This window comes from Pseudomonas baetica (assembly GCF_019733355.1).
Lineage (GTDB): Bacteria > Pseudomonadota > Gammaproteobacteria > Pseudomonadales > Pseudomonadaceae > Aquipseudomonas > Aquipseudomonas baetica_A.
The window spans coordinates 12,209-36,383 of record NZ_JAIHLQ010000003.1; the positions used below are offsets into that span (position 1 = coordinate 12,209).

The window sequence follows — 24,175 nt, forward strand, 5'->3', positions numbered from 1 at the left end:
GCTAATGAAGTCGGGAGGCCTGCATGCAATGCAGAATTGATGTCGCCGTGATGATCGGCAGTGGCGTGCCCGCCGCGTTGCGTGCGATGGGCCAAAGCGTTTGCTGGGTGGTGTTGCTTGACGGTGAGCGACGCGGCACCGCGTTTGCCAGCCGCGATGAGGCCGAGGAGTGCAGGGCTGCGTGGCTCGCGCAGTTGGAGGCCGAGCCTGGCGACAGCCTGCATTGATCAGGGTTATTTGCCGTCGTGCAAACGTACGTTGAGCTCGTCGACCACAACGGCCTCTTCGCCGTCGTTGCGTAACCATTCCTTGAGCAGTTGTGCTTGTGATGGCGTCCAGAAATCGGCGTCGATCAGCTTGGTTTCGGCGTCCAGTGGATGGGCTTCGATGAAATCGTCGATTGCTGTGCCTTCTGAGGGCAGTCCCAGTTGATCGAACAGGGTTTTCAGATCATAGGTCGGCAAGTCCATCATGTACTCCTTCTGATTGGCGCCGGGATGGCGCAGTCGATCACTCCCTTTATCTGAGGCAGTCGTTGGCCAGGAGTTCGATTTGCATTTCGAGTGAGCGGGCGAGGGCGCAGGCTTCATTGTGATCTTCGCGGAAACCTCTTACGCGTCCGGTGGATTTTTCCTTGATGTGGAAAAAGGCGTTGCCCGCTGGCACCACTTGAAAGCGCGGAGCATGATCGTTTTGTGCGTGTTCCGGCAGATCGTTCATCGCGGCGACATGCATGATCAGGGTTGATTTGAGTCGGGCGTCAGCGGGCATGGCGAAGTGAGTCAGAGTGCACATGTGAAGTCCTTTTCATCAGTTGGCCGATATTTACAGGCCGTTTCGGGTAGTCGTAATGAGCATCGCTGCTCTAGAATCGCCAGTACCTGTTGACGACGGGGCTTATCTAAAGCAATTTTTCGCGAGCGATATGTCGGAAAACTGCTTTTTTTCGTGAGAATTTTCCCTAAAGTTCGTAGTCAGTGTTCTCTGGCCGACGGTAAGGATTATTCCTTCAAGCTTTGGCGACATCGGGGTGAGTTTCGCGAGTGACAATCCAGTAGTCTTACGAAACCTCTCGTTGGATGAGCGGTCTGCTCTGTTCGAGCTTTTATTAGAGTCATTTGGCGGTTCCATCGGCCTGGCCGTTTTTTTGCCGTGCGCGTTTTCCGTGTGCGGTTTTTTCAGATCTGGGGATGTTTCTTTGGCAGTCAGTAATCTCGATATGCATGCTTTGTTCGTGCTGGGTGATTTGCGTGCGAAGCTGGTCAAGCTGTTTCAGTCGCGTTTTGTTTACATCACCGAGCAAAATGCCGAAGGCATTTACGTTGCCGAAATCGACACCGAAAGTGCGTTGGTGGTCGATGACAAACCGGGGCTCAAGCTCAAGGTCGGCGATCATTTCAGCGCATCGGTCCTGCCTAGCCGCGAAGGCGGCAAGATGGATATACGCTTTCGCGAAATCAAACTGACGGTCTATGGGCTTGGCGATTACGCCTTCGTCGACACTGCCGATGGCCACGCGATCCTGTTCAAGGAAGGTCATAGCGTGGTGACCGTGTTCGCCGCCAATGAGCAATTGCAGGAAGGCCTGACCAAGACTCTGAAAGCCGTTACTGCCAAAGCCGCGAAGTGGCGCAAGGGCGAACTGGTGACCTTTAAGGCCAGCGAGTGATCGGTGGGTTGAGCCGCGCCGATTTTCACTCGCAGAACCTCGAAAGCGCACGCGAAGAGGCCCAGCGTTTGTTTGCTGCAAAGGCCCAGTTGCAAGGTGCTTGGCTGGGTTGGGTGGCGTCGCAGATTTACACGTTGCGCCCGGCGGAATACGCGAGCATGGTCAGACGCGAGCTGCAAAGTTTGCAGGGAAATGTCTGAAACCTGACATCGTTCGGGGCTTGGCCCTGAAAAAGCAGGAACCTCGGCTACAGTCAGTTGACTGAGTATTCAGAGGCTTGCGGTCTTCTGTCAGGCCATTCTGCTATTGCTGTGAACAGCACGAGGTGCAATGCATGAACGGATTTCGACGGTTATTGGCTGCCAGTGTGGCCACATTCGGTTTGCTGACTTCAGCGCAGTCGGTGATGGCGGCACCCGCGCCGATCCATTTTGCCGACCTGAACTGGGAAAGCGGCAGCCTGATCACGGATGTTCTGCGCATCATCGTCGAGAAGGGATACGGACTGCCGACTGACACATTGCCGGGTACCACCATCACACTGGAAACCGCGCTGGCGAACAATGACATTCAAGTGATTGGCGAAGAGTGGGCGGGGCGCAGTCCAGTGTGGGTCAAGGCTGAGGCCGAAGGCAAAGTCGTGAGCCTGGGCGATACGGTCAAGGGTGCGACCGAAGGCTGGTGGGTGCCGGAGTACGTGATCAAGGGTGATCCGGCCAAGGGCATCAAGCCGCTGGCGCCGGACTTGCGCAGTGTCAATGATCTGGCCAAATACAAAGACGTGTTCAAGGACCCGGAAAGCCCGAGCAAGGGGCGTTTCCTTAACAGCCCGATCGGCTGGACGTCTGAGGTGGTCAACAAACAGAAGCTGACGGCTTACGGCTTGCAGGATGACTACACCAATTTCCGCAGTGGCTCGGGGGCGGCGCTGGATGCTGAGATCAGCTCCTCGATTCGTCGCGGTAAACCGGTGTTGTTTTATTACTGGTCGCCGACGCCGTTGCTGGGAAAATTCAAACTGGTGCAACTGCAAGAGCCGCCGTTCGATGCCGAGGCGTGGAAGACGTTGACCGATGCCGATAATCCCAACCCGAAACCGACCCGCTCGCTGGCGTCGAAGCTGTCGATTGGCGTGTCTACGCCGTTTCAGAAACAGTATCCGCAGATCGCCGAGTTCTTCAGCAAAGTGGATTTTCCGATTGGGCCGTTGAACAAGGCATTAGCGCAAATGAGCGAGAACCACACCGCGCCGCGTCAGGCAGCGGAAGCGTTTATGAAGGCGCATCCGGATGTGTGGCAGGCCTGGTTGCCGAAGGATGTGGCGGATAAGGTTTCGGCTGATCTGAAATAAGGGTTGAGTCTGGTGGCCTCATCGCGAGCAAGCACGCTCTCACAGTGGAATGCATTCAACGGTGGGAGCGTGCTTGCTCGCGAAGCTTTTAGAATCGAGTCTGCACCGCCAATTCAAAGGTACGCGGCGTACCCAAGTAATACGCCGGCGAAACATGCGCAAACTCGGCATACACCTCATTCGTCAAATTGCGCACCCGCGCGGTCACCGTTGTGTGCGTATCAACCTTGTAACTGAGGAAACTGCCGAACAGCGTGTATGACGGCACGGTCATGGTGTTGGCGGTATCGGCAAACACCGAGGCTACATATCGCGCATCGACCCCACCTTGCCATTGCGGTGAAAAATCGTAGGTCAGCCACAGATTACCGACCCGGTCAGGGACATTGGTGGGGGTATTGCCTTTGCGCGATACCACCACGCCAGCGGCGTTTTTCTCGGTGAAGTCATCGTACTGCGCGTTGACCCAGGCAAAGTTGCCTTCAGCCAACAGCTTGTCGGTGATTTGCAGCGAACTGGCAATCTCAATCCCTTTCGACGTTTGCTGGCCCACTGCAATGCTGCTGGTCGGGTCCAGGGGATCGGTGACGGCGAAGTCCTTGCGTTCGATTGTGTAGGCCGCGACCGTTGCCGAGCCGCGGCCGTTCAGGTAGTCGAACTTGCTGCCAATCTCCCATTGCTTGCCCGTCGAGACGTCGAAATCCTGGGTGCCGTTCGGTTGCTCGGCGGCGGTGCTGTATTGCACATAAACGTTGGCCGAAGGGATGAATTGATACGTCAGGCCTGCGCGACCGGTGACCGGCTCCCAACGGCGTTTGAGATGCATTGGATTGGCGGCGGTCACGGTTCGGTGGTTGGTCACGTCGAGATTGATGTCGTCATAACGCAGGCCCGTGAGCAACGACAACTTGTCGGTCAGCGCCAGACGGTTTTCCACGAACAGCGCTTTGGTGGTCACCTGGTTGGTCTTGTCGCTGATCAATTGAGGGTGGGTGCCGGGAATGTCGTAGAAGTGCCCAGGTCGATAGTGGTTCGGGTCCACGGTGCTCGCGCCTTTGATGTTGAGCGGCGAGTTGGTGGTCTGGTTGACCTTGTATTCAAAGCCGCTCGACCACGTTGTATCAAGACCAAACAGTGTGCTGTCGTGGCGCAGTTCGAACTGGTTGCCGTTCTGCTCACCCTGGTGGCGTACCTGATACGCCGTGGAGCGATTCACTGCCGTGTTATCGGCGTTGTACTGGTAGGTTTCAAGATTGCGGTAATCGCGCTGGCTGTCGAGGTGATACAGCGTGTTGCGCAAAGTAGTGCTGTCGTTGATTCGGTAGTCGATGATCGATCGCAGCCAGATTGTGCGCTGCTCGTAACGACCGTCCGCGACGTTGTAATTGTTGAAACGGTTGTGTTTGTCGATCTTCAACTCGCCGGCCTTGGGGTTGAGCACGGGCGTGCCCCAGTACGGACTGTCTTCGTGTTCGTCCTGATATTCCAGGGCCAGGGTATGGGACAGATTCGGCGTGAGGTCGCTAAGCAACGAGAACGCTAGGCTCCACGCGTCGCGCTCCTGACGATCGATGTAGCCGTTGCTGGTGTTGTGGCTGACGTCCAGCCGCGCATAGTGCTGCACGTCGGCGCTCGGGTCGGTCAGCGCGTGGTTGAGGCCGAAAGCGGTTTCGGTGGTGTCATAGCTGCCGTAACTGACTCTGCCTTCAACCGCTTGTTCATCGCGGGTCGCCAGTTTGGTCACGTAGTTCAGCGAGCCGCCCACCGAACCTGCGCCATTGACCAATGAAGACGGGCCGCCGAGTAACTCCACTCGATCATAAATCCACGCATCCACCGGCCGGGCGAGGCCGCCGGACACGTTGATGCCGTTGAACATCTGGGTGATCTGGCTGCTGGTGAAGCCGCGATAGGAGATGAAACCGCCGAAACCCGGCGGTGCGCTGGCGTTGACACCGGGCAGGGTGTTGGCGGCGTCCTGGAAGTTCTGAGCGCCATGGCGTTCGATGTCGTTGCGATTGGCGATGGCCACCGAGGCGGGCGTGTCGCGCACGCTCAAGCCAAGGCGCGAAGCCATGCCGCTGGACTGGTCGAGGCTCAGGCCCGGTTCGGTGCCGGCCTCGCCGTCGATGGTGATCGGCGCCAGATCCACGGTGGATTGCGCCCAGGCGTTAACAGACAGGCAGCCGCACAGGCTCGCCAGCAGAGTGAGTTGTTTCATCAAAGAATCCTGAATACTTGTCTAGGAATCAGCGCACAGGCAAACGCCGCGCGTTGGCGCAGTGGGCTGAACAATCAAAAAGGCAAGGGCACTCAGGCGAGTGGCGGGGCGCGTGGGTTGGCCGAGGGCCAGGTGAAGCGGGCAGGGAGGTCGGCGCTGACAATCGGGGCCAGCGGCGGACTGTGTTGTTCAGGGAGGACTGCCAGAGTCAGGCTGGAGTTGAACGCCGGGCCCATGCCGCCGGTGGAGCACAACGGGCAACCGAAAGCTTTGGACAGGGTCGGTAGTTTTTCTTCGGTGGGATTGGATGCCAGCGGCGCTTGCGTCCTCGGGTCCACCGTACAGAACTGGCCGCCAATGCCGTTGAGCTGCATTCCGACCATTTGTCCGTGACCGATGCTGCACGCGAACACGTTGAACAGGACGCAGCAATAAAGTACCCAGGCCAGCAGTGAGCGATCGGTAGTGGAGAATTTCATGGGGCGGCACTTTACCGTACCGCCGATCGGTCGTGCACTTGAAAAAAATGCGACTAGGATCATTTGTTCAAATCCCTTTCAAGGATTTCAATCATGACTTTTATGTTGGCTCAATGGATGGCGGCCACTTTTGCGGTGATCGCCTTGGTGCATGTGTATTGGGCGTTGGGTGGGCAATGGGCGGCGGTGGCGGCGGTACCGCAAATACCGGTGGAAGGTTTTGTCGCGACGGTGCGACCGGCGTTCAAACCGTCGGGCTGGATCACATTGGTGGTGGCGGCTGGGTTATTGCTGATCGCTGCACTGGTGTGTCTGCGGGTTGGCTGGGGTTTCCCGGCGGTTAATCACAAGGCATTGCAATGGGTGATCAGCGCGATTGCGCTGTTGATGTTCGCCCGGGCGATTGGCGATTCGAATCTGGTGGGGTTTTTCAAGGAAGTGAAGGGCTCGCGATTTGCGCGGCTGGATACCTGGATGTATTCGCCGTTGTGTTTGGTATTGGGGGCGGGGTTGTTAGCGGTGGCGTGGGTTTGAGGCTGAGCGGGTTTGCGTGTTGACAGGGCGGGCCTCTTTACGGGCAAGCCCACTCCCACAGTGATTGATGATGTCCACCAATGCCGGTTTCACTCAAAACCCTGTGGGAGCGGGCTTGCCCGCGAAGAGGTCCGGCCCTGACACTGATGATTGCAAACTAGCTACCGTTCTCAGTCCGCCTGCTACTGACTTCAGCCGGCACGTCATCCCCAGCCATGCGCTTGCGGAATAACGCCGCCCGCGCCAGCAGCAACGTGGTCACCGGCATGGTGATCGCCAGCAGAATCGGGATCAACCAGGCATGCAGTACCAGCCCGGATTTCAGCGCTGAAAAGCAGATGATTGACGCCAGTGCCACGCACCATGCACCCAGCGTCGAAGCCAGTGCTGGCGGGTGCATGCGCTGGAAGTAGTCTTTCATCCGCAGCAACCCGGTCGCGCCGATCAGCGTAAACACACCGCCGAGCACCAGCAGGATCGCCACCGGAATCTCGACCCACAGAGACAATTCAGCGTTCATTCGATCACCTCGCCACGCAGCAGGAATTTCGCGAGGGCAAACGAGCCGACGAAGCCGAACAGCGCAATCAGCAGCGCCGCTTCGAAGTAAGTGTCACTGGCGTAACGAATGCCCAGGGTCAGCATCATCAGCATCGCAACGATGTACAGATAATCCAGCGCCAACACTCGATCCTGCGCCGACGGCCCTTTGAACAGGCGGATCAGGGTCAGCACCATCGCCAGCGAGAACAAAAACAGCGTCAGCAGGATCGCGTTCGACAGGAATGGGCTCATTCGTAAATCTCCATCAACGGCCGCTCGTAAGCAGTCTTGAAGTGCTCAATGAACTGCGCTTCATCATCCAGATCCCAAATGTGCAGCAGCAAAATGCTGCGATCCAGCGACAGTTCCGACCACACCGTGCCGGGCACTACCGTGCAGATCATCGACAGCGCGGCCAGTCCGTGGGCGTCGCGCAGTTCCAGCGGCACTTTGACAAAACGCGAGCGTGGCGGGCGGCGACCGGCGTTGAGCACGCCCCACGCCACGATCAGGTTGGACATCACCACGTCACGGCCGACAAGCAGGAGCAGACGCAGGATCGTCCCGGGACGGCGAATGCGCACGGGTTTGGGACGCAATTTACGCATCATCAGCGGCGCAGCAAAACCCAGCATTATGCCGAGCAGCAGATTACCGGGGCTGACCGAAAGATTCAGCGTCAGCCACAAAACGCACAGCGCCAGGGATAACAACGGTGCAGGAAACACGCGCTTCATGGCTGCACCTCCAGCATGGCGGCTTTGGCTTCCGGACTCGGTACGGCGCGAGTGCCGAGCACGGCCATCACGTACTGCTGCGGGTTGTGCAAGGCGTCAGCGGTCGCTTGGGTGTAGCGCAGCAGCGGCTCAGCCTTGAACGTGAGAAGGATGCTCAACCCCAGCAACAGGAAAATCGGCGCGCATTCGAGTTTGCGCAAAAGCGGCGAAGGGCGCTCTTGCGGCGTCCAGAAACGCTGGACGCCGAGGCGAGAGAAGGCCATCAACGACGCTAGCCCGGAGAGGATCAGCAGCGCGAGCAACGCCCATGCTGCATTGGAAATGGGCGCGTCGGTGCCCAGCCCCAGCGGATTGAGCAGCGCACCGATCAGGCTGAGTTTGCCGATGAATCCGGACAGCGGTGGCATGCCGATGATCAGCAGGGCGCAGGCAATGAAACTCAGACCGAGAAACGCCATGGTCCATGGGATGACTTGACCGACCACGGCTTTCTGCTCGTCGTCGAGGTTGATGCCTTTGGGCGGTTGCAGGGATTCCTGCGGGCGCGGCAGCAGTTCGCTTTCGTCTTCCAGCGCAATCTCGTTGGCCGAGCGTGAACGCTCGATCAACTCAGCCAGCAGGAACAGTGCGCTCAACGCCAAGGTCGAGCTGACCAGATAGAACAGTGCCGCGCCGATCAGGTTCGGCTGGGCGAAACCCACGGCCGACAGCAGTATCCCCGCCGACACCAGAATGCTCAGGCTGGCCATGCGCTCAAGCCGTTGCGCAGCAATAATCGCCAGCGCTGCGCACGCTATCGTCGCCATGCCGCCGTAGATCAGCCAGTCGCCACCGAAGAAGGACGAAGCCCCAGCCTGGCCGGAGAACAGCAGGGTCCACAGGCGCAGCAGGGTATAAACGCCGACCTTGGTCATGATCGCGAACATCGCCGCCACCGGCGCGCTGGCCGAAGAGTACGCCGGCACCAGCCAGAAGTTCAGCGGCCACATGCCGGCCTTGGCCAGGAACGCTACCGCGAGAATCCCCGCACCGGCGTGCAGCAAACCACGGTCGGCTTCCGGCACCAGTGGAATTTTCAGGGCCAGATCGGCCATGTTCAGCGTGCCGGTGACGCCATAGATCAGCGCCGCACCGATCAGAAACAGCGACGAGGCGAGCAGATTGATCGAGATGTAATGCAAACCCGACGACACCCGCGCCCGGCCCGAGCCATGCAGCAACAGACCGTAGGACGCGGCCAGCAGCACTTCGAAGAACACGAACAGGTTGAACAGATCAGCAGTGAGGAACGCGCCATACAGGCCCATCAACTGAATCTGGAACAATGCGTGGAAGCTTGAGCCCGCGCCATCCCAACGTGCCATCGCAAAGAGGAGGGCGCTGACGCCGATGATCCCGGTCAGCACCAGCATCAACGCCGATAGGCGATCAACCACCAGCACGATGCCGAACGGCGCCTGCCAATTGCCCGGCAGGTAAACGCCGATTGAGCCGGGCACGCCAGTGGTCTGCGTCCATTGCAGCAACATCACGGAAATGAACAGGCCGAGCAGGCTGGAGAACAGGTTGATTTTCGCCTTCAGCGGTCGGTGTTTCTCGCCGAGCATCAACATGATGGCGGCGGTCAGCAGCGGCAGCAGAATCGGTGCGGCGATCAGGTGAGTCATCGCCATCATTCTTTAGGCTCCCGGCCGTCAACGTGGTCGGTGCCGGTCAGGCCGCGCGAGGCGAGCAGAACGACGAGGAACAACGCGGTCATGGCGAAGCTGATGACGATTGCCGTCAATACCAGCGCCTGTGGTAGCGGGTCGGTGTAGTGCAGCAAATCTTGCGTCACGCCGTCTTTGATCACCGGCTCCTTGCCGATAAACAGGCTGCCCATGCTGAAGATGAACAGGTTGACCGCGTATGACAGCAGGCACAGGCCCATGACCACCTGAAAGGTCCGTGGTCGCAGGATCAGCCAGACGCCGGACGCGGCGAGGATGCCGATGGCGATTGCGATGACTTCTTCCATCAGACGGCTCCTTTGCTGGCGACGGACTTGGGTAACGATGCGGTCTTGTGCCCGCGCACCGATTGGTGGGCGAGGGCCGTGAGGATCAACAGCGTCGAACCGACCACTACGCCGTACACGCCGATATCAAAGAACAGCGCACTGGCGATATGGATCTCGCCCAGCAGCGGCAGTGCAAAATGCCAGGTGTGCGTGGTCAGGAACGGGTAGCCGACCGCCATCGCTCCGAGCCCGGTCGCCGTGGCGAACAGCAACCCGGTCCCCATCCAGCGCAAGGGGCGCAGGCTCATCTGCGCCTCGACCCACTGCGTACCGGCCACCATGTATTGCAGGATGAACGCCACCGACATCACCAAACCGGCGACAAAACCGCCGCCCGGCTGATTGTGGCCGCGCATGAACAGGTAGAACGACACCACCAGTGCAATCGGCAGCAGCAGTCGTACCAGCACCGCTGGCACCATCATGAAACCGAGCGCGGTGTCGCTGGCCGTACGCGGGTTGACCAGATCGGTGACCACGTCCGGCGCCAGCAGGCGTTGCTGTGCGGGCAGTTGCAGGCTTTCTTTCGGTGGGCGGAAGCGGCGTAGCAGGGCAAACACGGTCAGCGCCACCGCGACCAGCACGGTGATTTCGCCGAGGGTATCGAAGCCACGGAAGTCCACCAGCATCACGTTGACCACGTTGCTGCCACCACCTTCGGGCAAGGCGCGACTGAGGTAGAACGAAGAAATGTCGTTCGGTGTCTGGCGCGTGAGCATGGCGTACGACAGCAGTGCCATGCCGCCGCCGACGGCAATCGACAGCAGCAAGTCGCGCAGACGACGAATGCGCGCCTTGCGCAGGGTGCTCGGCAGTGGCGAGACTTCCTCGATCCGTCGTGGCAGCCAGCGCAGGCCTAGCAGGATCAGTACCGTTGTGACCACTTCGACCGCCAATTGCGTGAGGGCCAGATCCGGTGCGGAGAACCAGACGAAGGTGACGCAGGTCATCAGGCCGCAAACGCTGACCATGGTCAAAGCCGCGAGACGGTGATACTTGGCCTGCCAAGCGGCACCAAGGGCGCAGGCAATTGCCAGTAGCCACAGAGTCACGAAGACGATGGAGCCGGGGATTTTCGGCCGGTCGCCCCAACTCAGGCTGCTGTGCAACATCGGAATCAGGCCAGCGAGCACCGCCGCCAATACCACCAGAAACAATTGCATTTGGAGGCGGCGGGTGCCGAGTCGGCGCTCGACCCGACGGGCCACACGCATCATGACGACCAGACTGCGCTCGAACAGGTGCTTGCCGTTGAAGCGGCCAATCAGTGGCGGATATTTGAAGCGCCCACGCTTGAGCTGCTTGCGTAGCAACAAATAGAGGACGATGCCGCCGGACATGGCAATCAGGCTCATGATCATCGGTGCGTTCAGACCGTGCCAGATCGCCAGGCTGTACTCCGGCAAGGAGCCCCCCACCACAGGCAGCGCGGCGGCCGCGAGTAGCGGGCCGACCACTTGTGCGGGGAAAATCCCCACGACCAGGCAGGTGAACACCAGCAGTTCGACCGGCGCACGCATCCAGCGGGGCGGTTCGTGCGGGGTGTGCGGCAGGTCGGTGGCTGGCGGGCCAAAGAACACATCGACGGTGAAACGTAGCGAGTAAGCGACGCTGAACGTACCAGCGATGGTCGCGACAATTGGTAACGCCGCTTCGACCCACGCTGTGGCGTTGATGAACACGGTTTCGGCGAAGAACATCTCCTTCGACAGGAAGCCGTTGAGCAACGGCACGCCGGCCATCGAGGCGCTGGCAACCATGGCCAGCGTCGCCGTGAACGGAATCAGTCTGATCAACCCGCTGAGTTTGCGGATATCGCGAGTACCGCTTTCGTGGTCGATGATGCCTGCCGCCATGAACAGCGAGGCCTTGAACGTGGCGTGGTTAAGGATGTGGAACACCGCCGCGACGGCGGCCAGCGGACTGTTCAGCCCCAGCAGTAGGGTGATCAGGCCCAAGTGGCTGATGGTCGAGTAGGCCAGCAAACCTTTGAGATCGTTCTGGAACATCGCGCAATAGGCGCCGAGCAACAGCGTACAGGCGCCGGCACCGCTGACGATGTAGAACCATTCTTCACTGCCGGACAGCGATGGCCACAGACGCGCCAGCAAGAAAACCCCGGCCTTGACCATGGTTGCCGAGTGCAGGTACGCGGAGACTGGCGTTGGCGCCGCCATCGCGTGGGGCAGCCAGAAGTGGAAGGGGAACTGGGCACTTTTGCTGAGTGCGCCAATAAGAATGAGGGGAAGCAAGATAGGGTAGAGGGCATGTGCGCGAATCTGATCGCCGGCGGCCAGGACCTTGTCCAGGTCATAGCTGCCGACGACATGGCCGAGGATCATGACCCCCGCCAGCAGACATAGTCCACCGGCCCCTGTAACCATCAATGCCATATAGGCACCGCGGCGGGCGTCCGCGCGGTGGTGCCAATAGCCGATCAACAGGAACGAGAAGAGGCTGGTCAGCTCCCAGAAAAACACGATCTGGATCAGGTTGCCGGAGATCACCAGCCCGAGCATGGCGCCCATGAACGCCAGAAAAAATGCGAAGAAACGCGGCACCGGGTCGTCCGGTGACATGTAATAACGGGCATATAAAGAGACGAGTGTGCCGATGCCGAGCACCAGCATCGAGAATAGCCAAGCGAAGCCGTCCATGCGCAGGACGAAGTTCAACCCCAGGCTGGGGAGCCACATGAACTCTTCGCGGATGACGCCGCCATCGGCGATTTGCGGATACAACATCGCGACCTGGACGGTGCCGATCAGAGCGACAAGACCTGCCAACAGGGATTCGGTATTACGCGCATTGTGTGGCAGCACCGCTGCCAGACAGCTGCCTATGAAAGGCAGAAGCAGTAGAACTATCAGGGACATAGGCTTCTAATCTGCGGAAGTTTGTGAAGCATCATACGTGCCAGCCCTCCGATCACCAAACGCCAGGATGTCTCAGAATCCTACAAAGTAGTCTGGAAATTTCTGTTTGGCATTGTTTCGCGGGGAAGGATGTTGCCAGTGATGGCCTCATCGCGAGCGGGCTTACGCTCACGGGGTACAAACAATACCTGCGGGAGCGGGCTCGCTCGCGAAGGCAATGCTTCGGACATCACCCAGCCTGGTTTAACCCTGAGTTTCCCGCTCCAGTTCAGTCTCTGCTTCGGCAGCCTTACCCTTGGTCTTCAACTCACTGACAATTACCGCCGCCACAATCAACCCTGCGCCCAGCAGTGCAATCGCTGGCAAGCGCTCACCGGCAATCCGTCCGACAATCCCGGCCCACACCGGCTCGCCGGCATAGATCAACGTGGCCCGCGTCGGCGATACACTCTTCTGTGCCCAGTTCATCGCCACCTGAATCGCCGCACTCGCGGCGCCCAGTCCCAGTGCGGTCACCAGTAGCGTCCAGGAAAAGTCCGGAATCGCTTCACTCGTCGGCACCACCAGCAGAAACGACAAGACTGCCGTCACCGCCAACTGCACGACGGTCACCCGGCGCACATTGACTTGCCCGGCATAGGTGCTGATCAGAATGATTTCGGCGGCAATGGCAATGGCGCTTATCAGCGTGGCGATTTCCCCGGGGCTGAAGTTCAGCGAGGCCCCCGACGGCCCCGATAGCAGCATCAAACCGGTGAACGCCAGCATGATGCCGATGCTCGGCATCAACCCCGGCCGCCGTCCGAGCACCAGCCATTGCAGCAACGGGACGAACGGCACGTACAACGCGGTGATGAATGCTGACTGACTGCTCGGGATCGTTTGCAAGCCGACCGTCTGCAAACCGTAGCCGAGCATGATCGCCACACCAATGAAGGCGCCGGCCTTGAGTTCGAACAGGGTCAGTTGGCGCAGATGGCGCCAAGAGAACAGCGCCACGATGCACGCTGCGGCGGCAAAGCGCAGGCCGACGAAAAACATCGGGCCGCTGACCGTCATCGCGTGCTGAACCAGCAGAAAAGTGCCGCCCCAGACCATGGTGATCAGCACCAGCACGCACTCGGCTTTGCTGAAACGGGAGAAACGGAGGGAAGTGTCGGGGCGATTCACTGACGTCATAACCTTGCGCACTATAAAAGGCAGGACGCACAATGCGCCCAACGTTGCGCAGTATACTGCCCAACCCCACCGAGTGAGCAATATAGTGCCCAAAGATTCCAGCCAACGAGCGTCCGTCCTGCAACACGTCAGCCAGAACGTCCGGCGCCTGCGGCATGCCGCTGACCTGAGCCAGACCGCGCTCGCGGAAAAATCCGGGGTCAGTCGGCGCATGCTGGTGGCGATCGAGGCGGGCGAGAAAAACGTCAGCCTGACCACCCTCGACCGCGTTGCCGAAGCGCTCGACGTCGCCTTCAGTGATCTGATCCAGGCATCCGACGCGCGCGATCCGAGCCGCATCAACGAAGTGGCGTGGGCGGGCACGATCCCTGGCAGTAAAGCGGTGCTGCTGTCCAAAGCCACGGCGACTCGCGAAGTCGAACAGTGGGAGTGGTGCCTGCAACCCGGCGAGGTGTATCCCTCGCAACCGGATGCCGACGGTTGGAGTGAGCAGATTTATGTGTTTGCGGGTTGCCTGACGCTGATGCTCGGCGATCAACCGCAGCAAATCAGGGCGGGTGAGTTTTTCATGTTCGCCAGCAACCAGCCGCACGCCTATCGCAATGATGGGGATGTGGCGGCGCGTTTTGTCCGTAATGTGGTGATTTGAATGAGTCAGAGCGCAGATATCCTGATTATTGGCGGCGGCCTCAGCGGCACGATGCTGGCGGTGCAATTGCTGCGTCTGCCCGGTCAACGCAAGATTCTGATCATTGAACCGCGCGCCGAAGTGGGGCGCGGCGAGGCTTACAGCGCAGTCGAACCTGGCCATACGCTTAATGGCAACGCGGCGCGAATGAGCGTCGACCCGGATAACCCGAATGACCTTACGCAGTGGCTGACCGAGCATATTGCCGCTGGTGGCTGGCCGGAGTCGGCTGAGCAAAATGTGCCTGTCAGTGAGTTGTTCCCGCCTCGTGGGTTGTTCGGCGTTTATGTGCAACAACGGTTAGCCGAAGCCCGCCGTGTTGGTGCGCAACAAGGCTCGACAGTCGAGCATGTACGCGCGGAGGTCGTCGATCTGCAAGCCGATGCGCATTCAGTGCAGTTGACCTTGAGTGACGGTCAACTTTTACACGGCGCATTCGCTGTGCTCGCCACGGGTATGTTTCCCGCCGCACGCACGCCGCAGAAGGAATCCAGTGGCCTCAACGCCACCGCACTTGACCCGTGGGACGTCGCGGCCATGCGCCAACTCGATCCGCAATCGACCGTGCTGATCATCGGTTCTGGCCTGACCATGGTCGACGCCGTGGTGTCGCTGGAGCAAGCCGGGCATCGCGGGCCGATTGAAGTGTTCTCCCGTCACGGCTTGCTGCCTCACGTACGGCGCCAACCACCGGTTTGGGTGGACTTCCTCGCTGAAAATCCTGGCATCCGCTCGCCACGGCAGTTGCTGCGCGAATTGCGTCGGCATTGCCGTGAGGCCATCGCCCAAGGCGTTGATTGGCAGGCGCCGCTGGACACGGTGCGCGCTCATATTGGACGCTTGTGGAGCCAGGCGACTGACGTGCAGCGTCGACAATTCGTACGCCATGTGCGGCCTTGGTGGGAAAGCCATCACCATCGTTCGCCGCCGCTGAGTGCGCAGTTGGTCGAACGGCTGCAGGGCGAGGGGCGGTTGCGGATTCAGGCGGCTTCCTTCAAAGGGCTTGAAACGTGCGTGGCGGACGGTGTGAGTATTCGCATTCGTCGCCGTGGTGAGGCTGAAACCTGTGTAGTTCATGGCGCTGCGCTGATCAATTCCAGTGGCATCGAGTATGACTGGCGTCGGGTGGCTCGACCGTTGCCGCAGCAGTTGCTGGCTCGGGGATTGGTGCGACCGGGGCCGTTGGCGTTGGGGATCGCGGCTGCGATTGATGGTGCAGTGCTGAACGAACACGGGCAGGCAGCGAATCGGTTGTTCGCCATGGGCCCGCCATTGCGCGGAATGTGGTGGGAGAGTACGGCAGTGACCGATGTGGCGTTACAGGCGAAGGCGTTGGCGGTGCGATTGGGTGCTGAGCAAGGCTGAGCATTGAGGCTGCTGATCAGGGCCTCTTCGCGGGCAAGCCCGCTCCCACAGGTTTCAGTGTTGTTCACACATCACATGTACGACTCGGACACTGTAGGAGCGGGCTTGCCTGCGAAGAGGCCAGCAGGTTCAACATCTCTGTCTACTGGTCTGGCCTATTCGCTAGCAAGCTAGTTCCCACAGGGTTGTGTAGCGGCTGAAAGCTTACGCCACCACTTGATAACACGGCACATACGCCGCGCCGCCCGGCAATTTCATCCGGTGCTGGGCGACGAAGGCTTTGAGCAGCGCGTCCAGCGGTTGCATGATCGCGGCGTCACCGCGGATCTGGTACGGCCCGTGATCTTCGATCAGGCGGATGCCCTTGTCCTTGACATTGCCGGCAACGATCCCGGAGAACGCCCGGCGCAGGTTGGCCGCCAGTTCGTGCGGTGGCTGGTCGCGGTGCAGTTTGAGGTTGGCCATGTTTTCGTGGGTCGGATCGAACGGACGCTGGAACCCCTCGTCGATTTTCAACAGCCAGTTGAAGTGGAAGGCGTCGTTGCGTTCGCGGCGGAACTGCTTCACGGCTCTCAGGCCCTGAGTCATCTGGCGCGCCACTTCCGCCGGGTCGTCAATGATGATTTCGTAGTGCTGTTTTGCGGCTTCGCCTAGGGTGGCGGTGACAAACGCGTCGAGTTGCTCCAGATACGGTGCGGCATGTTTCGGCCCGGTCAGCACTACCGGGAACGGCAGGCCCTCGTTGTCCGGGTGCATCAGGATACCCAGCAGGTACAGAAACTCTTCGGCAGTACCGGCGCCGCCCGGGAAGATGATGATGCCGTGGCCAACGCGCACGAACGCTTCGAGGCGTTTTTCGATGTCCGGCAGGATCACCAGTTCGTTGACGATCGGGTTAGGCGCTTCGGCGGCGATGATGCCCGGCTCGGTCAAGCCGAGGTAGCGACCGCCATGAATGCGTTGTTTGGCGTGGGCAATGGTCGCGCCTTTCATCGGGCCTTTCATCACGCCGGGGCCGCAACCGGTGCAGATGTCGAGGCTGCGCAGGCCCAGTTCGTGGCCGACTTTCTTGGTGTATTTGTACTCTTCGGTGTTGATCGAGTGGCCGCCCCAGCACACCACGATTTTCGGCTCGACACCCGGGCGCAGGGTGCGAGCGTTGCGCAGCAGGTGGAAGACGTAGTCGCTGATGCCTTGCGAAGTGCTCAGGTCGATGCGTTGGCTGTCGAGTTCATTCTCGGTGTAGACGATGTCGCGCAGGGCGCTGAACAGCATTTCGCGGGTGCTGGCGATCATTTCGCCGTCGACGAAGGCGTCGGCGGGAGCGTTCAGCAGCTCCAGGCGCACACCGCGATCTTGCTGGTGAATGCGGATTTCGAAATCTTTGTAGGCTTCAAGAATGGTCTTGGCGTTATCGACATGCGCGCCGGTATTGAGGATGGCCAGGGCGCACTGGCGGAAGAGGGTGTAGGTGCTGCCGGATCCGGCTTCGCTCAGTTGCTGAACTTCACGTTGAGAAAGGGTTTCCAGGCTGCCCTTCGGGCTGACCGAGGCGTTGATTACGTGTCGTTGGGTCATGCAATGATCCTTAAAACGATGTCATCCCAAAACCAGGCGAATGGCATCCGAATAGTGTGTATCCATGAATGAAGATGGCACGATCTGCGCTGTACCGCCATGTCCCCGTTGATTGATAAAAAGATGAAAAGGAGCCCCAGCATAGCTAAATCCACCGCAGAGGCGATAATGCCCCGGCCGGTTTTTTCCGTTGCCCTTTTTTGCCGCTCAAGGAAGTCATTCGTGATGTTTGAAATTCAGCCGATGGATGCCGCTACTTTTCGCCAGCAGACCCGCCGCAGCACGATCATCATCGCCGTGCTGTTTCTGGTGCTGGCGATGTTGTTTTCGACGGTGGCAGTGGCGCTGTTCGGTGAGCCTGGCGGCGATAATCTGCGGTTCAATGTCGGTGGTGTGTTTGTGGCGTTCCTGTTGACGGCGGGGCTGTTGCGCGGGCGATTCTGGAATCAGAGCTGGATGGCCCCGGCTGTTTATAGCTGGCGGCTCAAGCGTAGCCTGATGCGTGTTACCAATGTGATGCATCAGGTGACGGCGGCGGTAGAAAAAAACGATCCGACGGCGATGAAGGTGTTGCGCTTCTATCATTTGGGGCTGACCCAGATGCATGAACTGGACGGTAATTCCAGCGATCATGGGCAGCTGTGGCGGGAAGTCGAGCAACATAAGGAGCGCATGCAGGCGTTGGGGCTTGATATCGATCAGCCGCGCCTTGATCCGGCGTGGCTGGAAGCCTTGAAATCCGCGTCGCGTTAAAACGGAATGCGCCTGGCTCGGCGCAGTTTCCACGAGCGGATCAGCCGCCCATAGACAAACAGGTTGATCGCCAGCACCACGCTGCCGAGTGCCAGTTGAATCTGCGGTGTCAGCCCGGCCGGGTAGATGATCGGCCAGATGTAATGCTCGATGAATCCGCCGGCGTATTCCGTCTGTCCGGCGGCGTGGCGCATCAGGTTTTCCCAGTAGGTCAACGGACAGGTCAGGTGCAACACCTCGACCGCGAAGCCCCACGCGGCGGCGGGCAAGTGCAACCACATCAGCCGTGGCCACTTGAGCACCAGCAACCCGCCGAACAGCACGAACACAATGAACAGCAAATGAAACAGCACCAGCCCGTCGGCTGTGATTCGGTACAGCATGTCGTCTCCCTGACGCAATTGTGAATGGCGCTATGTTACGCGCAGGCCCTGGGCAATGGGGCAAGATTGTTCAAGCCAGAGATGGGTTGTTACTGGCACCGTTATCAACGGCTTTTCTGGTTGTAGAGTGTTATCTCCGATTCACGGTTGCCGCGCAGTAGGTTTCTTCAAGACGCTGGTGGTTGTAAGTTGCCCGCGTGAAACTGCTCTACGCTGTAAGGAGGGCAATTTATTTGTGACAGGAGGTGCGCATGACGACTGAGCAAGAGCATCCTGAACTGGATGACGATGAGACGGATGAGCCGACGCAAGAAGAAATAGAGCGGGAGAAGCACAAGGAGCAAACCTGGAAACACGATGACGGCAGAGAGCTATCGGAACCTGACCGCAAGTTGTAATTGATTCTTGCGAAAAAGCCCCGCATCAGAGCCTGAGCGGGGCTTTTCGTTATTTCAGAGATCGTCCATCTGCGTTAAATCGGGGTGTGAGGCCCGATATCCCAAAGTTTTGTCGATCCAGGCATTAAGTTCGTTGACCATCACCGGTGCTTGACCAGGATACCCTTCGAGGGTGGTGCGCAGGATACGTTCGATGTCGGGAACGGCACGCAGGTTTCGGGTTTTTATGTAGTGGCCGATAAAACAGTCGAGTTGAAAGCGTTCTGTCATGGACAGATGAATACACTCCAGGTCGTTGGCCTGATTGATTGCAAAATCGTCGCGCAACTTGGTTCTCTGCAGGTTTGATAACGTTGTTGGGGATTCCTGGTTTTTTTGACTCTTCGGTCAATTGGTATGCCAAATGGAAATGCGGCGCGCATGCTATCTCTAGCGCGTCTAAATGTATGCATGACGGTTGAAATGTCTGACAGGCGGTTAGTTCGTTCAAACGACTGTTTTGCAGATGACTGTTTCATTGTTGAAACGCTTGTTGTAATGAAACGGAATCACTATTGATTCGAATCTTTTTAAATAAATTGATGCAAAGAACATTCATGTCAGTTGTTCTATTAGTTTGGCGCCCTGATGGCGTGAATTTCCAACGGTTTTAGCGACTTTGTACCATTCGAACGTCTCCGAAGCTTCGCCTTCGAACAGGAGCATATGTTCGGCCCGTTCGACGGGCGTTGCTGGATCGAGCCATTCGCGCACCAAATCTGCGCAGAACACCACAGGTCGACGATCATGGATATCAAGCATGCCGCCGACGCTGTCCGCAGTGATGATCACAAATCCATCGTCGTCCCGCGCCTGCGTGCCGGATGTAGGAAGTTGTCCGATGGCGGCGCAGAAAACTGGTCCGTGATCGGCCCGACGGATCAGCCACGGTTGTCGGGTTTTATCCTCGGCATCCACCCACTCAAACCAGTTGTCGACCGGGACGATCAAGCGATGCCGCCAGATGGCCCGGAAGAATGGGCCATGGGCGACTTTCTCCACTCGCGCGTTGATTGGCGCTGCGCGATCCTTGGCCCAGTGTGGGCGCCAGCCCCAGCGCAGGTTGTCAGCGCATAGTCGTTGATCGTGCTGATGGAGCACGGCCAGCGAAGTGGTCGGGGCCGCGTTGTAGCGATTCAGCGGCGCGTCGCCCACATGATTGAGCAACGCATCCGGGATGCTCAGCACAGCAACGAAATCGTGAATGCCACGGTACTGCGAGAGTCTTCCGCACATGGGCTGAATCTCCGGTTGGACGGTTTCAGCTTAGTCGCTGATGCGCTCTCAATCCTTGTCTTGAGCAGACACTGGCTTACTGAACGAGCGCCGGAACCAAACCCTGTGTACCTTATCCAACCTCGGCTCGCAGAGCCGGGCGCAGGGACGGATAAAGGCGAGGGAGTTTTGCCAATCGACAACGTGACCGCAGCGATCAGACTCAAGGCAAAACATGACAACCGGATTCAGACTTCTTTGTGCAGCGGCCATTGTTTTGGGGTTGGCCGGTTGCATTGCCGCGCCCATCGAATTGACCGCGCAAACCGAAACACGCCTGAAAGCTCAAGCGCCGGTGCGCTTTTTGCTGACGTACGATGATGGCCCCAGCGCCTCGAGTTTCTGGAATCCGTCGGCCACGGTCCTCGACAGCCTCAAAGACAACCCCCTGCAACCGGGCATCAAAGCGGTGTTCTTCGTCCAGACCCGTGCGCCCAGGGCAGGCGACAGCGAGATCGGCCGCGCCATCATGCGTCGCGAGCATGAGGAGGGGCATATCCTCGGTTTTCACACCGCGACCCACTGGCACACCAATCATCGCTTGCTCGACCCGCAGGAACTGGAAACGTCGCTGAGCAACGGTACGGCTGACATCGCCGCCATTACCGGGGCGCCACCCAGGTTATTGCGTCCGCCATTCTGGAACTACGACAAGCGCACTTTTGCCGCCTATCAACAACATGGATTACACGTCTTGTTGACGGATTTGAGCGCTAATGACGGCAAGATTTGGGGGTTTAACGCCAGCCCGCGTCGCCGGGCTAACCTGTTGCGGCAGTTGTCGCAAGTCCGGGAGCGCATCGCTCTTGGCGAGTTTCCAACCGTGGACGGGGTCATTCCGGTAGTGGTGACCTTCCATGACCTTAATCGCTACACCGCGCGGCATACTCGCGAATATCTGCAAATCCTCCTGGACAGCGCAGCAGCCACTGGCGTGAGGCTGGCGGACAAGCCGTTCTACGATGACCACGCTGCGCTGGAGAAGGCCGCGCTGGCGCGCACGGTTCAGCAAAGTTCGGATCAAGTGGAGTTACCGGGCATCTGGAACTGGGTCTGGGATCATGACGCCCACTGAGTCGTCGGGTCAACGTTGTGATCCGGTTGGCATGGTTGCATCGAGCAGGACACCAATGGCTCATCTATGCTTTGTGGGTCGACCGACTCTCTCATCGCCTGCGAGGCGTCCACCCATGCTTGCCATTGCCGATATTTGCCGCATTGTCGAATCCGGCTTCCCCGCGTTTAAATGCGACTGCATCCCTACGCCGCAGGGGCTGTTGCAAATCAAAGTCTACGAACCCGACAGCGGTCACGTCGAGTTACTGCTCAATGGTGTTTCCCCGGAACATCTCGTCACGATCCGCGACATTTCCAACTTCATCGGTGAGTTACGCACGGAGATCAGTGCCGGGCGAAGGGCCTTCGCCGGTTAAACCTCATAAACGCCGCTGAAACGCCTGAACGATGCGCAATGTCGCGTCGCTGGTTTCCAGGTTCTGTACCGCGTCCAGTGGATGCCAGATGCAATCGGTGATCTCGTTCTGCGGGCGTACCTGGTCAATGTTCAATACCGATGCCTCGTAGACGTGATGCCGCGTGCTCCCGGTTTGCAGTTCCATCAGGTAAAGCACATCGTCGGCATCCAGTCCGGTTTCTTCCTGCAATTCACGCATGGCCGCATCCGCTCGGGTTTCCCCAGGCTCAACCTTGCCGCCGGGCAATGTCCAGCGGCAGCGGGGTTTGCGCACCAGGAGTACGTGTCGATCCTGTTCGCAAATAACGGTTGCGCGTACTTTCATTTGTTACCTTTTTGACGGGCTGTCACAAGCATGAAATAAAACTGCAATATTCGAGCCGGGTCCTTGCTCAAAGGTTCCTTGGGTTTTGGCGCTTTTGGTTGTACGAAAACGGCCAAACCCCTGACAGACAGCATAGCGACACTCGGTCGGCATTTCGGCGCAATCAGGGTGTAAGGTAAAAGCGTGTAGCTGAACCAACCGTTAGCGGACAGGAGGTGTCCATGAGCATTCCCATGTTGAACAAGATGCACATGAACGGCTATGACGTGCTCAGCGTGAACAACGGCCCGTGGCGGGTCTGCACCCAAGGTGACCGGCTTGCGTCGTTTCGCAGCAGGGAAGAAGCGCTGGCGTATGCGGCGGCGCTCCCCGGTTACAAAAAGCGCTCGACGGGTGCTCAGCGTGAGCGCGTGAGCTGACTATCTGTAACCTGTAACGAAAGAGCCCCGGTTTATGCCGGGGCTTGTGTTTGGGGAGTGTCGGCGTCAGTGAACCTTGGTACGGCTGATGGCGCGAGCCTTCACTTCCTTGGCATACAGTTGCAGCCGCTCTTCATCGCTCTGTAGTACCTCACAGGATCTCAGTACGGTCTGAGCATCCGCCTCATTGCCGGACTGGCGCAACTGTTCGGCGATACGTTTGAGGTCGACGGCCGACCATCGCAGATCCGAGGCGACACTTTGCAAGTCACGCTGAAGTTCGTGTTCGTATTCATTGAGCCGCATGATCATCTCCAGAACATTCTCGGTAGAAAAGACTAGTCGCATTTTTCACGGTGTGTGCGCAGTTCGTCTGTCATCGGCTCAAAGGATATGAAAATTGCCCAATCACCATTGAGGGCGCGGGGCCATGATGGATGTGTACTCCGTTACGCGATACATTCGCTTTTTTTAAGCAGGAAAACATAATGCGGATATGGATCGGGAGTTTGGCGTTGGTCATGTTGGCCGGTTGCTCGTTGCCGGCTTCATTGGTGCCGGGTGAGCCTAATCTCAGCAAGACCAGTGACAAAGCGCCCAAAGACTATGCTGCGTGTGTATTGCCGTTGTGGCAGCAGGATGTTGCAAAGGCTTCGCAAACGTCGATTTCCAACGGCTACCGCATTACGGCGCCCAGCATCATCACCGCTGACGAGATTCTCGATATCGTGAAATACAAGGACGGCAGCCGCGTATCGCTGTATCAGGGGCCGCCGTGGGCCAAGTCCGGTTCGTTGCGCAAATCGGTGCGTGACTGCCTGTAACGATATGCTTAAGAAGCACCGTCAGAGCGTATCCACCAACCAGTCCCGAAACGCCTTCAGCGAAGGCAGTGTTTCGTTGCGCGGTGGATAGACCAGGTAATAGCTGCGCCGACTGGTGATGGGCTCTCCCAGTTGCAGCAACTCGCCATTCAACAACTCTTCCTCGACCAGAATTCGCGGCACCAGGCCTACGCCGATATTCGCGCGTACGGCCTGAATCAAGTGCGACGTCATTTCAAAGCTCGGCCCGATGCGCATGCTGCGATGCGGCAAGGCGTGATGGCTGAACCATTCCGCCCATGCCTGGGCATTACTGCTGACGTTGAGCAGCAATTGCCCGGCGATGTGTTGCTCTGCGCCATTGCGCTCGGCAGCAGACCACTGCGCACTGGCAATCACCACCAGTTCTTCTGTGTGCAGGGGCAGGGCAGTCAGTCCCGGCCATTCACCGCCGCCGACGCAGATGGCGGCATCGATTTCACTGGTATCAAAGTCAATTGCCTCGATGCGTGAGTGCAGGTGTACGGTCATGCCCGGGTGCGCGGTGTAGAAGTCCTTGAGGCGCGGCAACAACCATTTCGAGCCAAACGTTGGCAGCGTTGCCAATCGCAAACTGTGGATCCCGGAACCAAACGCCATGGCTTGCAGGGTCGCGCTGCGGATCTGCCCGAGGGCTTCGGCGAGTTCGCGTTGATACATGCGCCCGACATCGGTCAGGACGACTTTGCGACCTTCACGATTGAACAAGCGCATGCCGAGCATCTTCTCCAGAATTTGCACCTGACGGCTGACCGCGCTTTGCGTCAACGACAGCTCATGGGCGGCGCGGGTGTAGCTTTCATGGCGTGCGGCGGCCTCGAAGGCCAGTAATAACGACATGGAAGGCGTGAGTGTTCGCGGATTCATTCGTAAAAGTCATTGATAGCGGGTCGAATTTACGGTTGTCCCAGCGTCCTTCAACAATGAACATGGGCACCATTAGATGGCGGAGCGTGACGCAATCATT

General features: G+C 58.8%; 31 protein-coding genes. 13 read left to right on the top strand and 18 right to left on the bottom strand.

What is annotated here, in order from left to right:
• The first annotated feature begins 23 nt into the window (after positions 1-23).
• The gene (locus tag K5E40_RS03275; protein WP_221729601.1) at positions 24-227 is read left to right on the top strand and encodes a hypothetical protein; all 204 of its coding nucleotides are present in this window, start codon (positions 24-26) and stop codon (positions 225-227) included.
• A 6-nt stretch (positions 228-233) separates the two neighbouring features.
• Here K5E40_RS03275 and K5E40_RS03280 read toward each other — a convergent pair whose 3' ends face one another.
• Together K5E40_RS03280 and K5E40_RS03285 are read right to left on the bottom strand one after the other, a co-directional pair.
• Positions 234-470: a DUF2789 domain-containing protein gene (locus tag K5E40_RS03280; protein WP_221729602.1), complete on the bottom strand. Its 237-nt coding sequence runs from the start codon at positions 468-470 to the stop codon at positions 234-236.
• Positions 471-519: 49 nt separating this feature from the next.
• The gene (locus K5E40_RS03285; RefSeq protein WP_260455516.1) at positions 520-735 is read right to left on the bottom strand and encodes a hypothetical protein; all 216 of its coding nucleotides are present in this window, start codon (positions 733-735) and stop codon (positions 520-522) included.
• 484 nt (positions 736-1,219) lie between these two features.
• Between K5E40_RS03285 and K5E40_RS03290 the strand changes: the two genes are divergently transcribed.
• The 3 genes from K5E40_RS03290 to K5E40_RS03300 all read left to right on the top strand — a co-directional run bounded on the left by K5E40_RS03290 (position 1,220) and on the right by K5E40_RS03300 (position 3,020).
• The gene (locus K5E40_RS03290; RefSeq protein WP_163005233.1) at positions 1,220-1,669 is read left to right on the top strand and encodes a hypothetical protein; all 450 of its coding nucleotides are present in this window, start codon (positions 1,220-1,222) and stop codon (positions 1,667-1,669) included.
• 8 nt (positions 1,670-1,677) lie between these two features.
• A complete protein-coding gene (locus tag K5E40_RS03295) occupies positions 1,678-1,869 on the top strand; it encodes a hypothetical protein (protein ID WP_221729604.1) in 192 nt (63 codons plus the stop codon).
• 134 nt (positions 1,870-2,003) lie between these two features.
• Entirely contained in the window at positions 2,004-3,020 is a 1,017-nt protein-coding gene (locus K5E40_RS03300) for an ABC transporter substrate-binding protein (RefSeq protein WP_221729605.1), read from the top strand.
• A gap of 88 nt (positions 3,021-3,108) precedes the next feature.
• Here K5E40_RS03300 and K5E40_RS03305 read toward each other — a convergent pair whose 3' ends face one another.
• The gene (locus tag K5E40_RS03305; protein ID WP_221729606.1) at positions 3,109-5,241 is read right to left on the bottom strand and encodes a TonB-dependent siderophore receptor; all 2,133 of its coding nucleotides are present in this window, start codon (positions 5,239-5,241) and stop codon (positions 3,109-3,111) included.
• 92 nt (positions 5,242-5,333) lie between these two features.
• Positions 5,334-5,720, bottom strand: coding sequence for a DUF2946 domain-containing protein (locus K5E40_RS03310; protein ID WP_221729607.1), 387 nt, complete (start codon positions 5,718-5,720; stop codon positions 5,334-5,336).
• Between the two features lie 93 nt (positions 5,721-5,813).
• Between K5E40_RS03310 and K5E40_RS03315 the strand changes: the two genes are divergently transcribed.
• Positions 5,814-6,254 (top strand): DUF3995 domain-containing protein, encoded by a 441-nt coding sequence (locus K5E40_RS03315; protein ID WP_221729608.1) that lies wholly within the window; start codon positions 5,814-5,816, stop codon positions 6,252-6,254.
• Positions 6,255-6,411: 157 nt separating this feature from the next.
• On the opposite strand, the gene K5E40_RS03320 is transcribed toward K5E40_RS03315, so the two are convergent.
• The 7 genes from K5E40_RS03320 to K5E40_RS03350 all read right to left on the bottom strand — a co-directional run bounded on the left by K5E40_RS03320 (position 6,412) and on the right by K5E40_RS03350 (position 13,648).
• Positions 6,412-6,774, bottom strand: a complete 363-nt coding sequence (locus K5E40_RS03320; RefSeq protein WP_221729609.1) for a Na+/H+ antiporter subunit G — start codon at positions 6,772-6,774, stop codon at positions 6,412-6,414.
• Complete coding sequence (locus tag K5E40_RS03325) at positions 6,771-7,049, bottom strand: K+/H+ antiporter subunit F (RefSeq protein ID WP_221729610.1); 279 nt, start codon at positions 7,047-7,049, stop codon at positions 6,771-6,773. The genes K5E40_RS03320 and K5E40_RS03325 overlap by 4 nt, the downstream gene beginning before the upstream one ends.
• Positions 7,046-7,534: a Na+/H+ antiporter subunit E gene (locus K5E40_RS03330; RefSeq protein WP_221729611.1), complete on the bottom strand. Its 489-nt coding sequence runs from the start codon at positions 7,532-7,534 to the stop codon at positions 7,046-7,048. The genes K5E40_RS03325 and K5E40_RS03330 overlap by 4 nt, the downstream gene beginning before the upstream one ends.
• Positions 7,531-9,210: a monovalent cation/H+ antiporter subunit D gene (locus K5E40_RS03335; protein ID WP_221729612.1), complete on the bottom strand. Its 1,680-nt coding sequence runs from the start codon at positions 9,208-9,210 to the stop codon at positions 7,531-7,533. The genes K5E40_RS03330 and K5E40_RS03335 overlap by 4 nt, the downstream gene beginning before the upstream one ends.
• Positions 9,207-9,551, bottom strand: coding sequence for a Na+/H+ antiporter subunit C (locus K5E40_RS03340; protein ID WP_016775082.1), 345 nt, complete (start codon positions 9,549-9,551; stop codon positions 9,207-9,209). The genes K5E40_RS03335 and K5E40_RS03340 overlap by 4 nt, the downstream gene beginning before the upstream one ends.
• Positions 9,551-12,469: a monovalent cation/H+ antiporter subunit A gene (locus tag K5E40_RS03345; protein ID WP_221729613.1), complete on the bottom strand. Its 2,919-nt coding sequence runs from the start codon at positions 12,467-12,469 to the stop codon at positions 9,551-9,553. Before K5E40_RS03345 ends, K5E40_RS03340 begins: the two co-directional genes overlap by 1 nt.
• A 243-nt stretch (positions 12,470-12,712) precedes the next feature.
• Positions 12,713-13,648: a DMT family transporter gene (locus K5E40_RS03350; RefSeq protein ID WP_221729614.1), complete on the bottom strand. Its 936-nt coding sequence runs from the start codon at positions 13,646-13,648 to the stop codon at positions 12,713-12,715.
• Positions 13,649-13,733: 85 nt separating this feature from the next.
• On the opposite strand from K5E40_RS03350, the gene K5E40_RS03355 reads away from it, so the two are divergent.
• Together K5E40_RS03355 and K5E40_RS03360 are read left to right on the top strand one after the other, a co-directional pair.
• Positions 13,734-14,297 (top strand): helix-turn-helix domain-containing protein, encoded by a 564-nt coding sequence (locus K5E40_RS03355; protein WP_221729615.1) that lies wholly within the window; start codon positions 13,734-13,736, stop codon positions 14,295-14,297.
• On the top strand, positions 14,298-15,701 hold the full coding sequence (locus K5E40_RS03360; protein ID WP_221729616.1) for an FAD/NAD(P)-binding protein: 1,404 nt from the start codon (positions 14,298-14,300) through the stop codon (positions 15,699-15,701).
• Positions 15,702-15,905: 204 nt separating this feature from the next.
• Here the strand turns inward: K5E40_RS03360 and ppnN are convergent, their stop codons facing one another.
• On the bottom strand, positions 15,906-17,279 hold the full coding sequence (ppnN, locus tag K5E40_RS03365) for a nucleotide 5'-monophosphate nucleosidase PpnN (protein WP_221729617.1): 1,374 nt from the start codon (positions 17,277-17,279) through the stop codon (positions 15,906-15,908).
• 225 nt (positions 17,280-17,504) lie between these two features.
• On the opposite strand from ppnN, the gene K5E40_RS03370 reads away from it, so the two are divergent.
• Positions 17,505-18,032: a DUF3087 domain-containing protein gene (locus K5E40_RS03370; RefSeq protein ID WP_221729853.1), complete on the top strand. Its 528-nt coding sequence runs from the start codon at positions 17,505-17,507 to the stop codon at positions 18,030-18,032.
• Here K5E40_RS03370 and K5E40_RS03375 read toward each other — a convergent pair.
• Complete coding sequence (locus K5E40_RS03375) at positions 18,029-18,415, bottom strand: DUF2784 domain-containing protein (protein WP_221729618.1); 387 nt, start codon at positions 18,413-18,415, stop codon at positions 18,029-18,031. The genes K5E40_RS03370 and K5E40_RS03375 overlap by 4 nt on opposite strands.
• A 251-nt stretch (positions 18,416-18,666) precedes the next feature.
• Between K5E40_RS03375 and K5E40_RS03380 the strand changes: the two genes are divergently transcribed.
• Positions 18,667-18,813, top strand: coding sequence for a hypothetical protein (locus tag K5E40_RS03380; RefSeq protein WP_221729619.1), 147 nt, complete (start codon positions 18,667-18,669; stop codon positions 18,811-18,813).
• 54 nt (positions 18,814-18,867) lie between these two features.
• Here K5E40_RS03380 and K5E40_RS03385 read toward each other — a convergent pair whose 3' ends face one another.
• On the bottom strand, positions 18,868-19,140 hold the full coding sequence (locus tag K5E40_RS03385) for a hypothetical protein (protein WP_221729620.1): 273 nt from the start codon (positions 19,138-19,140) through the stop codon (positions 18,868-18,870).
• A 267-nt stretch (positions 19,141-19,407) separates the two neighbouring features.
• Entirely contained in the window at positions 19,408-20,088 is a 681-nt protein-coding gene (locus K5E40_RS03390; protein ID WP_221729621.1) for an SOS response-associated peptidase, read from the bottom strand.
• A 214-nt stretch (positions 20,089-20,302) separates the two neighbouring features.
• Between K5E40_RS03390 and K5E40_RS03395 the strand changes: the two genes are divergently transcribed.
• Both K5E40_RS03395 and K5E40_RS03400 read left to right on the top strand, forming a co-directional pair.
• Entirely contained in the window at positions 20,303-21,202 is a 900-nt protein-coding gene (locus tag K5E40_RS03395) for a polysaccharide deacetylase family protein (RefSeq protein ID WP_221729622.1), read from the top strand.
• 115 nt (positions 21,203-21,317) lie between these two features.
• Positions 21,318-21,560 (top strand): DUF1652 domain-containing protein, encoded by a 243-nt coding sequence (locus K5E40_RS03400; RefSeq protein WP_221729623.1) that lies wholly within the window; start codon positions 21,318-21,320, stop codon positions 21,558-21,560.
• A 3-nt stretch (positions 21,561-21,563) separates the two neighbouring features.
• Here K5E40_RS03400 and K5E40_RS03405 read toward each other — a convergent pair whose 3' ends face one another.
• Positions 21,564-21,926: an NUDIX hydrolase gene (locus K5E40_RS03405; RefSeq protein WP_221729624.1), complete on the bottom strand. Its 363-nt coding sequence runs from the start codon at positions 21,924-21,926 to the stop codon at positions 21,564-21,566.
• 221 nt (positions 21,927-22,147) lie between these two features.
• Here K5E40_RS03405 and K5E40_RS03410 point away from each other — a divergent pair, with 221 nt between their 5' ends.
• Complete coding sequence (locus K5E40_RS03410) at positions 22,148-22,345, top strand: DUF2188 domain-containing protein (protein ID WP_221729625.1); 198 nt, start codon at positions 22,148-22,150, stop codon at positions 22,343-22,345.
• A 66-nt stretch (positions 22,346-22,411) separates the two neighbouring features.
• On the opposite strand, the gene K5E40_RS03415 is transcribed toward K5E40_RS03410, so the two are convergent.
• Positions 22,412-22,651 carry a hypothetical protein gene (locus K5E40_RS03415; protein WP_221729626.1) on the bottom strand — a complete coding sequence of 80 codons (240 nt, stop codon included), beginning with the start codon at positions 22,649-22,651 and terminating at the stop codon, positions 22,412-22,414.
• A 182-nt stretch (positions 22,652-22,833) separates the two neighbouring features.
• Here K5E40_RS03415 and K5E40_RS03420 point away from each other — a divergent pair, with 182 nt between their 5' ends.
• Complete coding sequence (locus K5E40_RS03420) at positions 22,834-23,169, top strand: hypothetical protein (RefSeq protein ID WP_221729627.1); 336 nt, start codon at positions 22,834-22,836, stop codon at positions 23,167-23,169.
• A gap of 21 nt (positions 23,170-23,190) precedes the next feature.
• Here K5E40_RS03420 and K5E40_RS03425 read toward each other — a convergent pair whose 3' ends face one another.
• Positions 23,191-24,075, bottom strand: coding sequence for a LysR substrate-binding domain-containing protein (locus tag K5E40_RS03425; protein ID WP_221729628.1), 885 nt, complete (start codon positions 24,073-24,075; stop codon positions 23,191-23,193).
• Positions 24,076-24,175 lie beyond the last annotated feature (100 nt).

What these genes read in the sequence shown, in the direction of transcription:
- K5E40_RS03275 (WP_221729601.1), top strand. Translation starts at nt 24, where the DNA reads ATGCAATGCAGAATTGATGTCGCCGTGATGATCGGCAGTGGCGTGCCC.
- K5E40_RS03305 (WP_221729606.1), bottom strand. Translation starts at nt 5,241, where the DNA reads ATGAAACAACTCACTCTGCTGGCGAGCCTGTGCGGCTGCCTGTCTGTT.
- K5E40_RS03280 (WP_221729602.1), bottom strand. Translation starts at nt 470, where the DNA reads ATGGACTTGCCGACCTATGATCTGAAAACCCTGTTCGATCAACTGGGA.
- K5E40_RS03360 (WP_221729616.1), top strand. Translation starts at nt 14,298, where the DNA reads ATGAGTCAGAGCGCAGATATCCTGATTATTGGCGGCGGCCTCAGCGGC.
- K5E40_RS03420 (WP_221729627.1), top strand. Translation starts at nt 22,834, where the DNA reads ATGCGGATATGGATCGGGAGTTTGGCGTTGGTCATGTTGGCCGGTTGC.
- K5E40_RS03325 (WP_221729610.1), bottom strand. Translation starts at nt 7,049, where the DNA reads ATGAGCCCATTCCTGTCGAACGCGATCCTGCTGACGCTGTTTTTGTTC.
- K5E40_RS03335 (WP_221729612.1), bottom strand. Translation starts at nt 9,210, where the DNA reads ATGATGGCGATGACTCACCTGATCGCCGCACCGATTCTGCTGCCGCTG.
- K5E40_RS03330 (WP_221729611.1), bottom strand. Translation starts at nt 7,534, where the DNA reads ATGAAGCGCGTGTTTCCTGCACCGTTGTTATCCCTGGCGCTGTGCGTT.
- K5E40_RS03300 (WP_221729605.1), top strand. Translation starts at nt 2,004, where the DNA reads ATGAACGGATTTCGACGGTTATTGGCTGCCAGTGTGGCCACATTCGGT.
- K5E40_RS03415 (WP_221729626.1), bottom strand. Translation starts at nt 22,651, where the DNA reads ATGCGGCTCAATGAATACGAACACGAACTTCAGCGTGACTTGCAAAGT.
- K5E40_RS03380 (WP_221729619.1), top strand. Translation starts at nt 18,667, where the DNA reads ATGACGACTGAGCAAGAGCATCCTGAACTGGATGACGATGAGACGGAT.
- K5E40_RS03410 (WP_221729625.1), top strand. Translation starts at nt 22,148, where the DNA reads ATGAGCATTCCCATGTTGAACAAGATGCACATGAACGGCTATGACGTG.
- K5E40_RS03425 (WP_221729628.1), bottom strand. Translation starts at nt 24,075, where the DNA reads ATGAATCCGCGAACACTCACGCCTTCCATGTCGTTATTACTGGCCTTC.
- K5E40_RS03395 (WP_221729622.1), top strand. Translation starts at nt 20,303, where the DNA reads ATGACAACCGGATTCAGACTTCTTTGTGCAGCGGCCATTGTTTTGGGG.
- K5E40_RS03375 (WP_221729618.1), bottom strand. Translation starts at nt 18,415, where the DNA reads ATGCTGTACCGAATCACAGCCGACGGGCTGGTGCTGTTTCATTTGCTG.
- K5E40_RS03310 (WP_221729607.1), bottom strand. Translation starts at nt 5,720, where the DNA reads ATGAAATTCTCCACTACCGATCGCTCACTGCTGGCCTGGGTACTTTAT.
- K5E40_RS03400 (WP_221729623.1), top strand. Translation starts at nt 21,318, where the DNA reads ATGCTTGCCATTGCCGATATTTGCCGCATTGTCGAATCCGGCTTCCCC.
- K5E40_RS03315 (WP_221729608.1), top strand. Translation starts at nt 5,814, where the DNA reads ATGACTTTTATGTTGGCTCAATGGATGGCGGCCACTTTTGCGGTGATC.
- K5E40_RS03340 (WP_016775082.1), bottom strand. Translation starts at nt 9,551, where the DNA reads ATGGAAGAAGTCATCGCAATCGCCATCGGCATCCTCGCCGCGTCCGGC.
- K5E40_RS03350 (WP_221729614.1), bottom strand. Translation starts at nt 13,648, where the DNA reads ATGACGTCAGTGAATCGCCCCGACACTTCCCTCCGTTTCTCCCGTTTC.
- ppnN (WP_221729617.1), bottom strand. Translation starts at nt 17,279, where the DNA reads ATGACCCAACGACACGTAATCAACGCCTCGGTCAGCCCGAAGGGCAGC.
- K5E40_RS03320 (WP_221729609.1), bottom strand. Translation starts at nt 6,774, where the DNA reads ATGAACGCTGAATTGTCTCTGTGGGTCGAGATTCCGGTGGCGATCCTG.
- K5E40_RS03290 (WP_163005233.1), top strand. Translation starts at nt 1,220, where the DNA reads ATGCATGCTTTGTTCGTGCTGGGTGATTTGCGTGCGAAGCTGGTCAAG.
- K5E40_RS03405 (WP_221729624.1), bottom strand. Translation starts at nt 21,926, where the DNA reads ATGAAAGTACGCGCAACCGTTATTTGCGAACAGGATCGACACGTACTC.
- K5E40_RS03390 (WP_221729621.1), bottom strand. Translation starts at nt 20,088, where the DNA reads ATGTGCGGAAGACTCTCGCAGTACCGTGGCATTCACGATTTCGTTGCT.
- K5E40_RS03345 (WP_221729613.1), bottom strand. Translation starts at nt 12,469, where the DNA reads ATGTCCCTGATAGTTCTACTGCTTCTGCCTTTCATAGGCAGCTGTCTG.
- K5E40_RS03370 (WP_221729853.1), top strand. Translation starts at nt 17,505, where the DNA reads ATGTTTGAAATTCAGCCGATGGATGCCGCTACTTTTCGCCAGCAGACC.
- K5E40_RS03285 (WP_260455516.1), bottom strand. Translation starts at nt 735, where the DNA reads ATGCATGTCGCCGCGATGAACGATCTGCCGGAACACGCACAAAACGAT.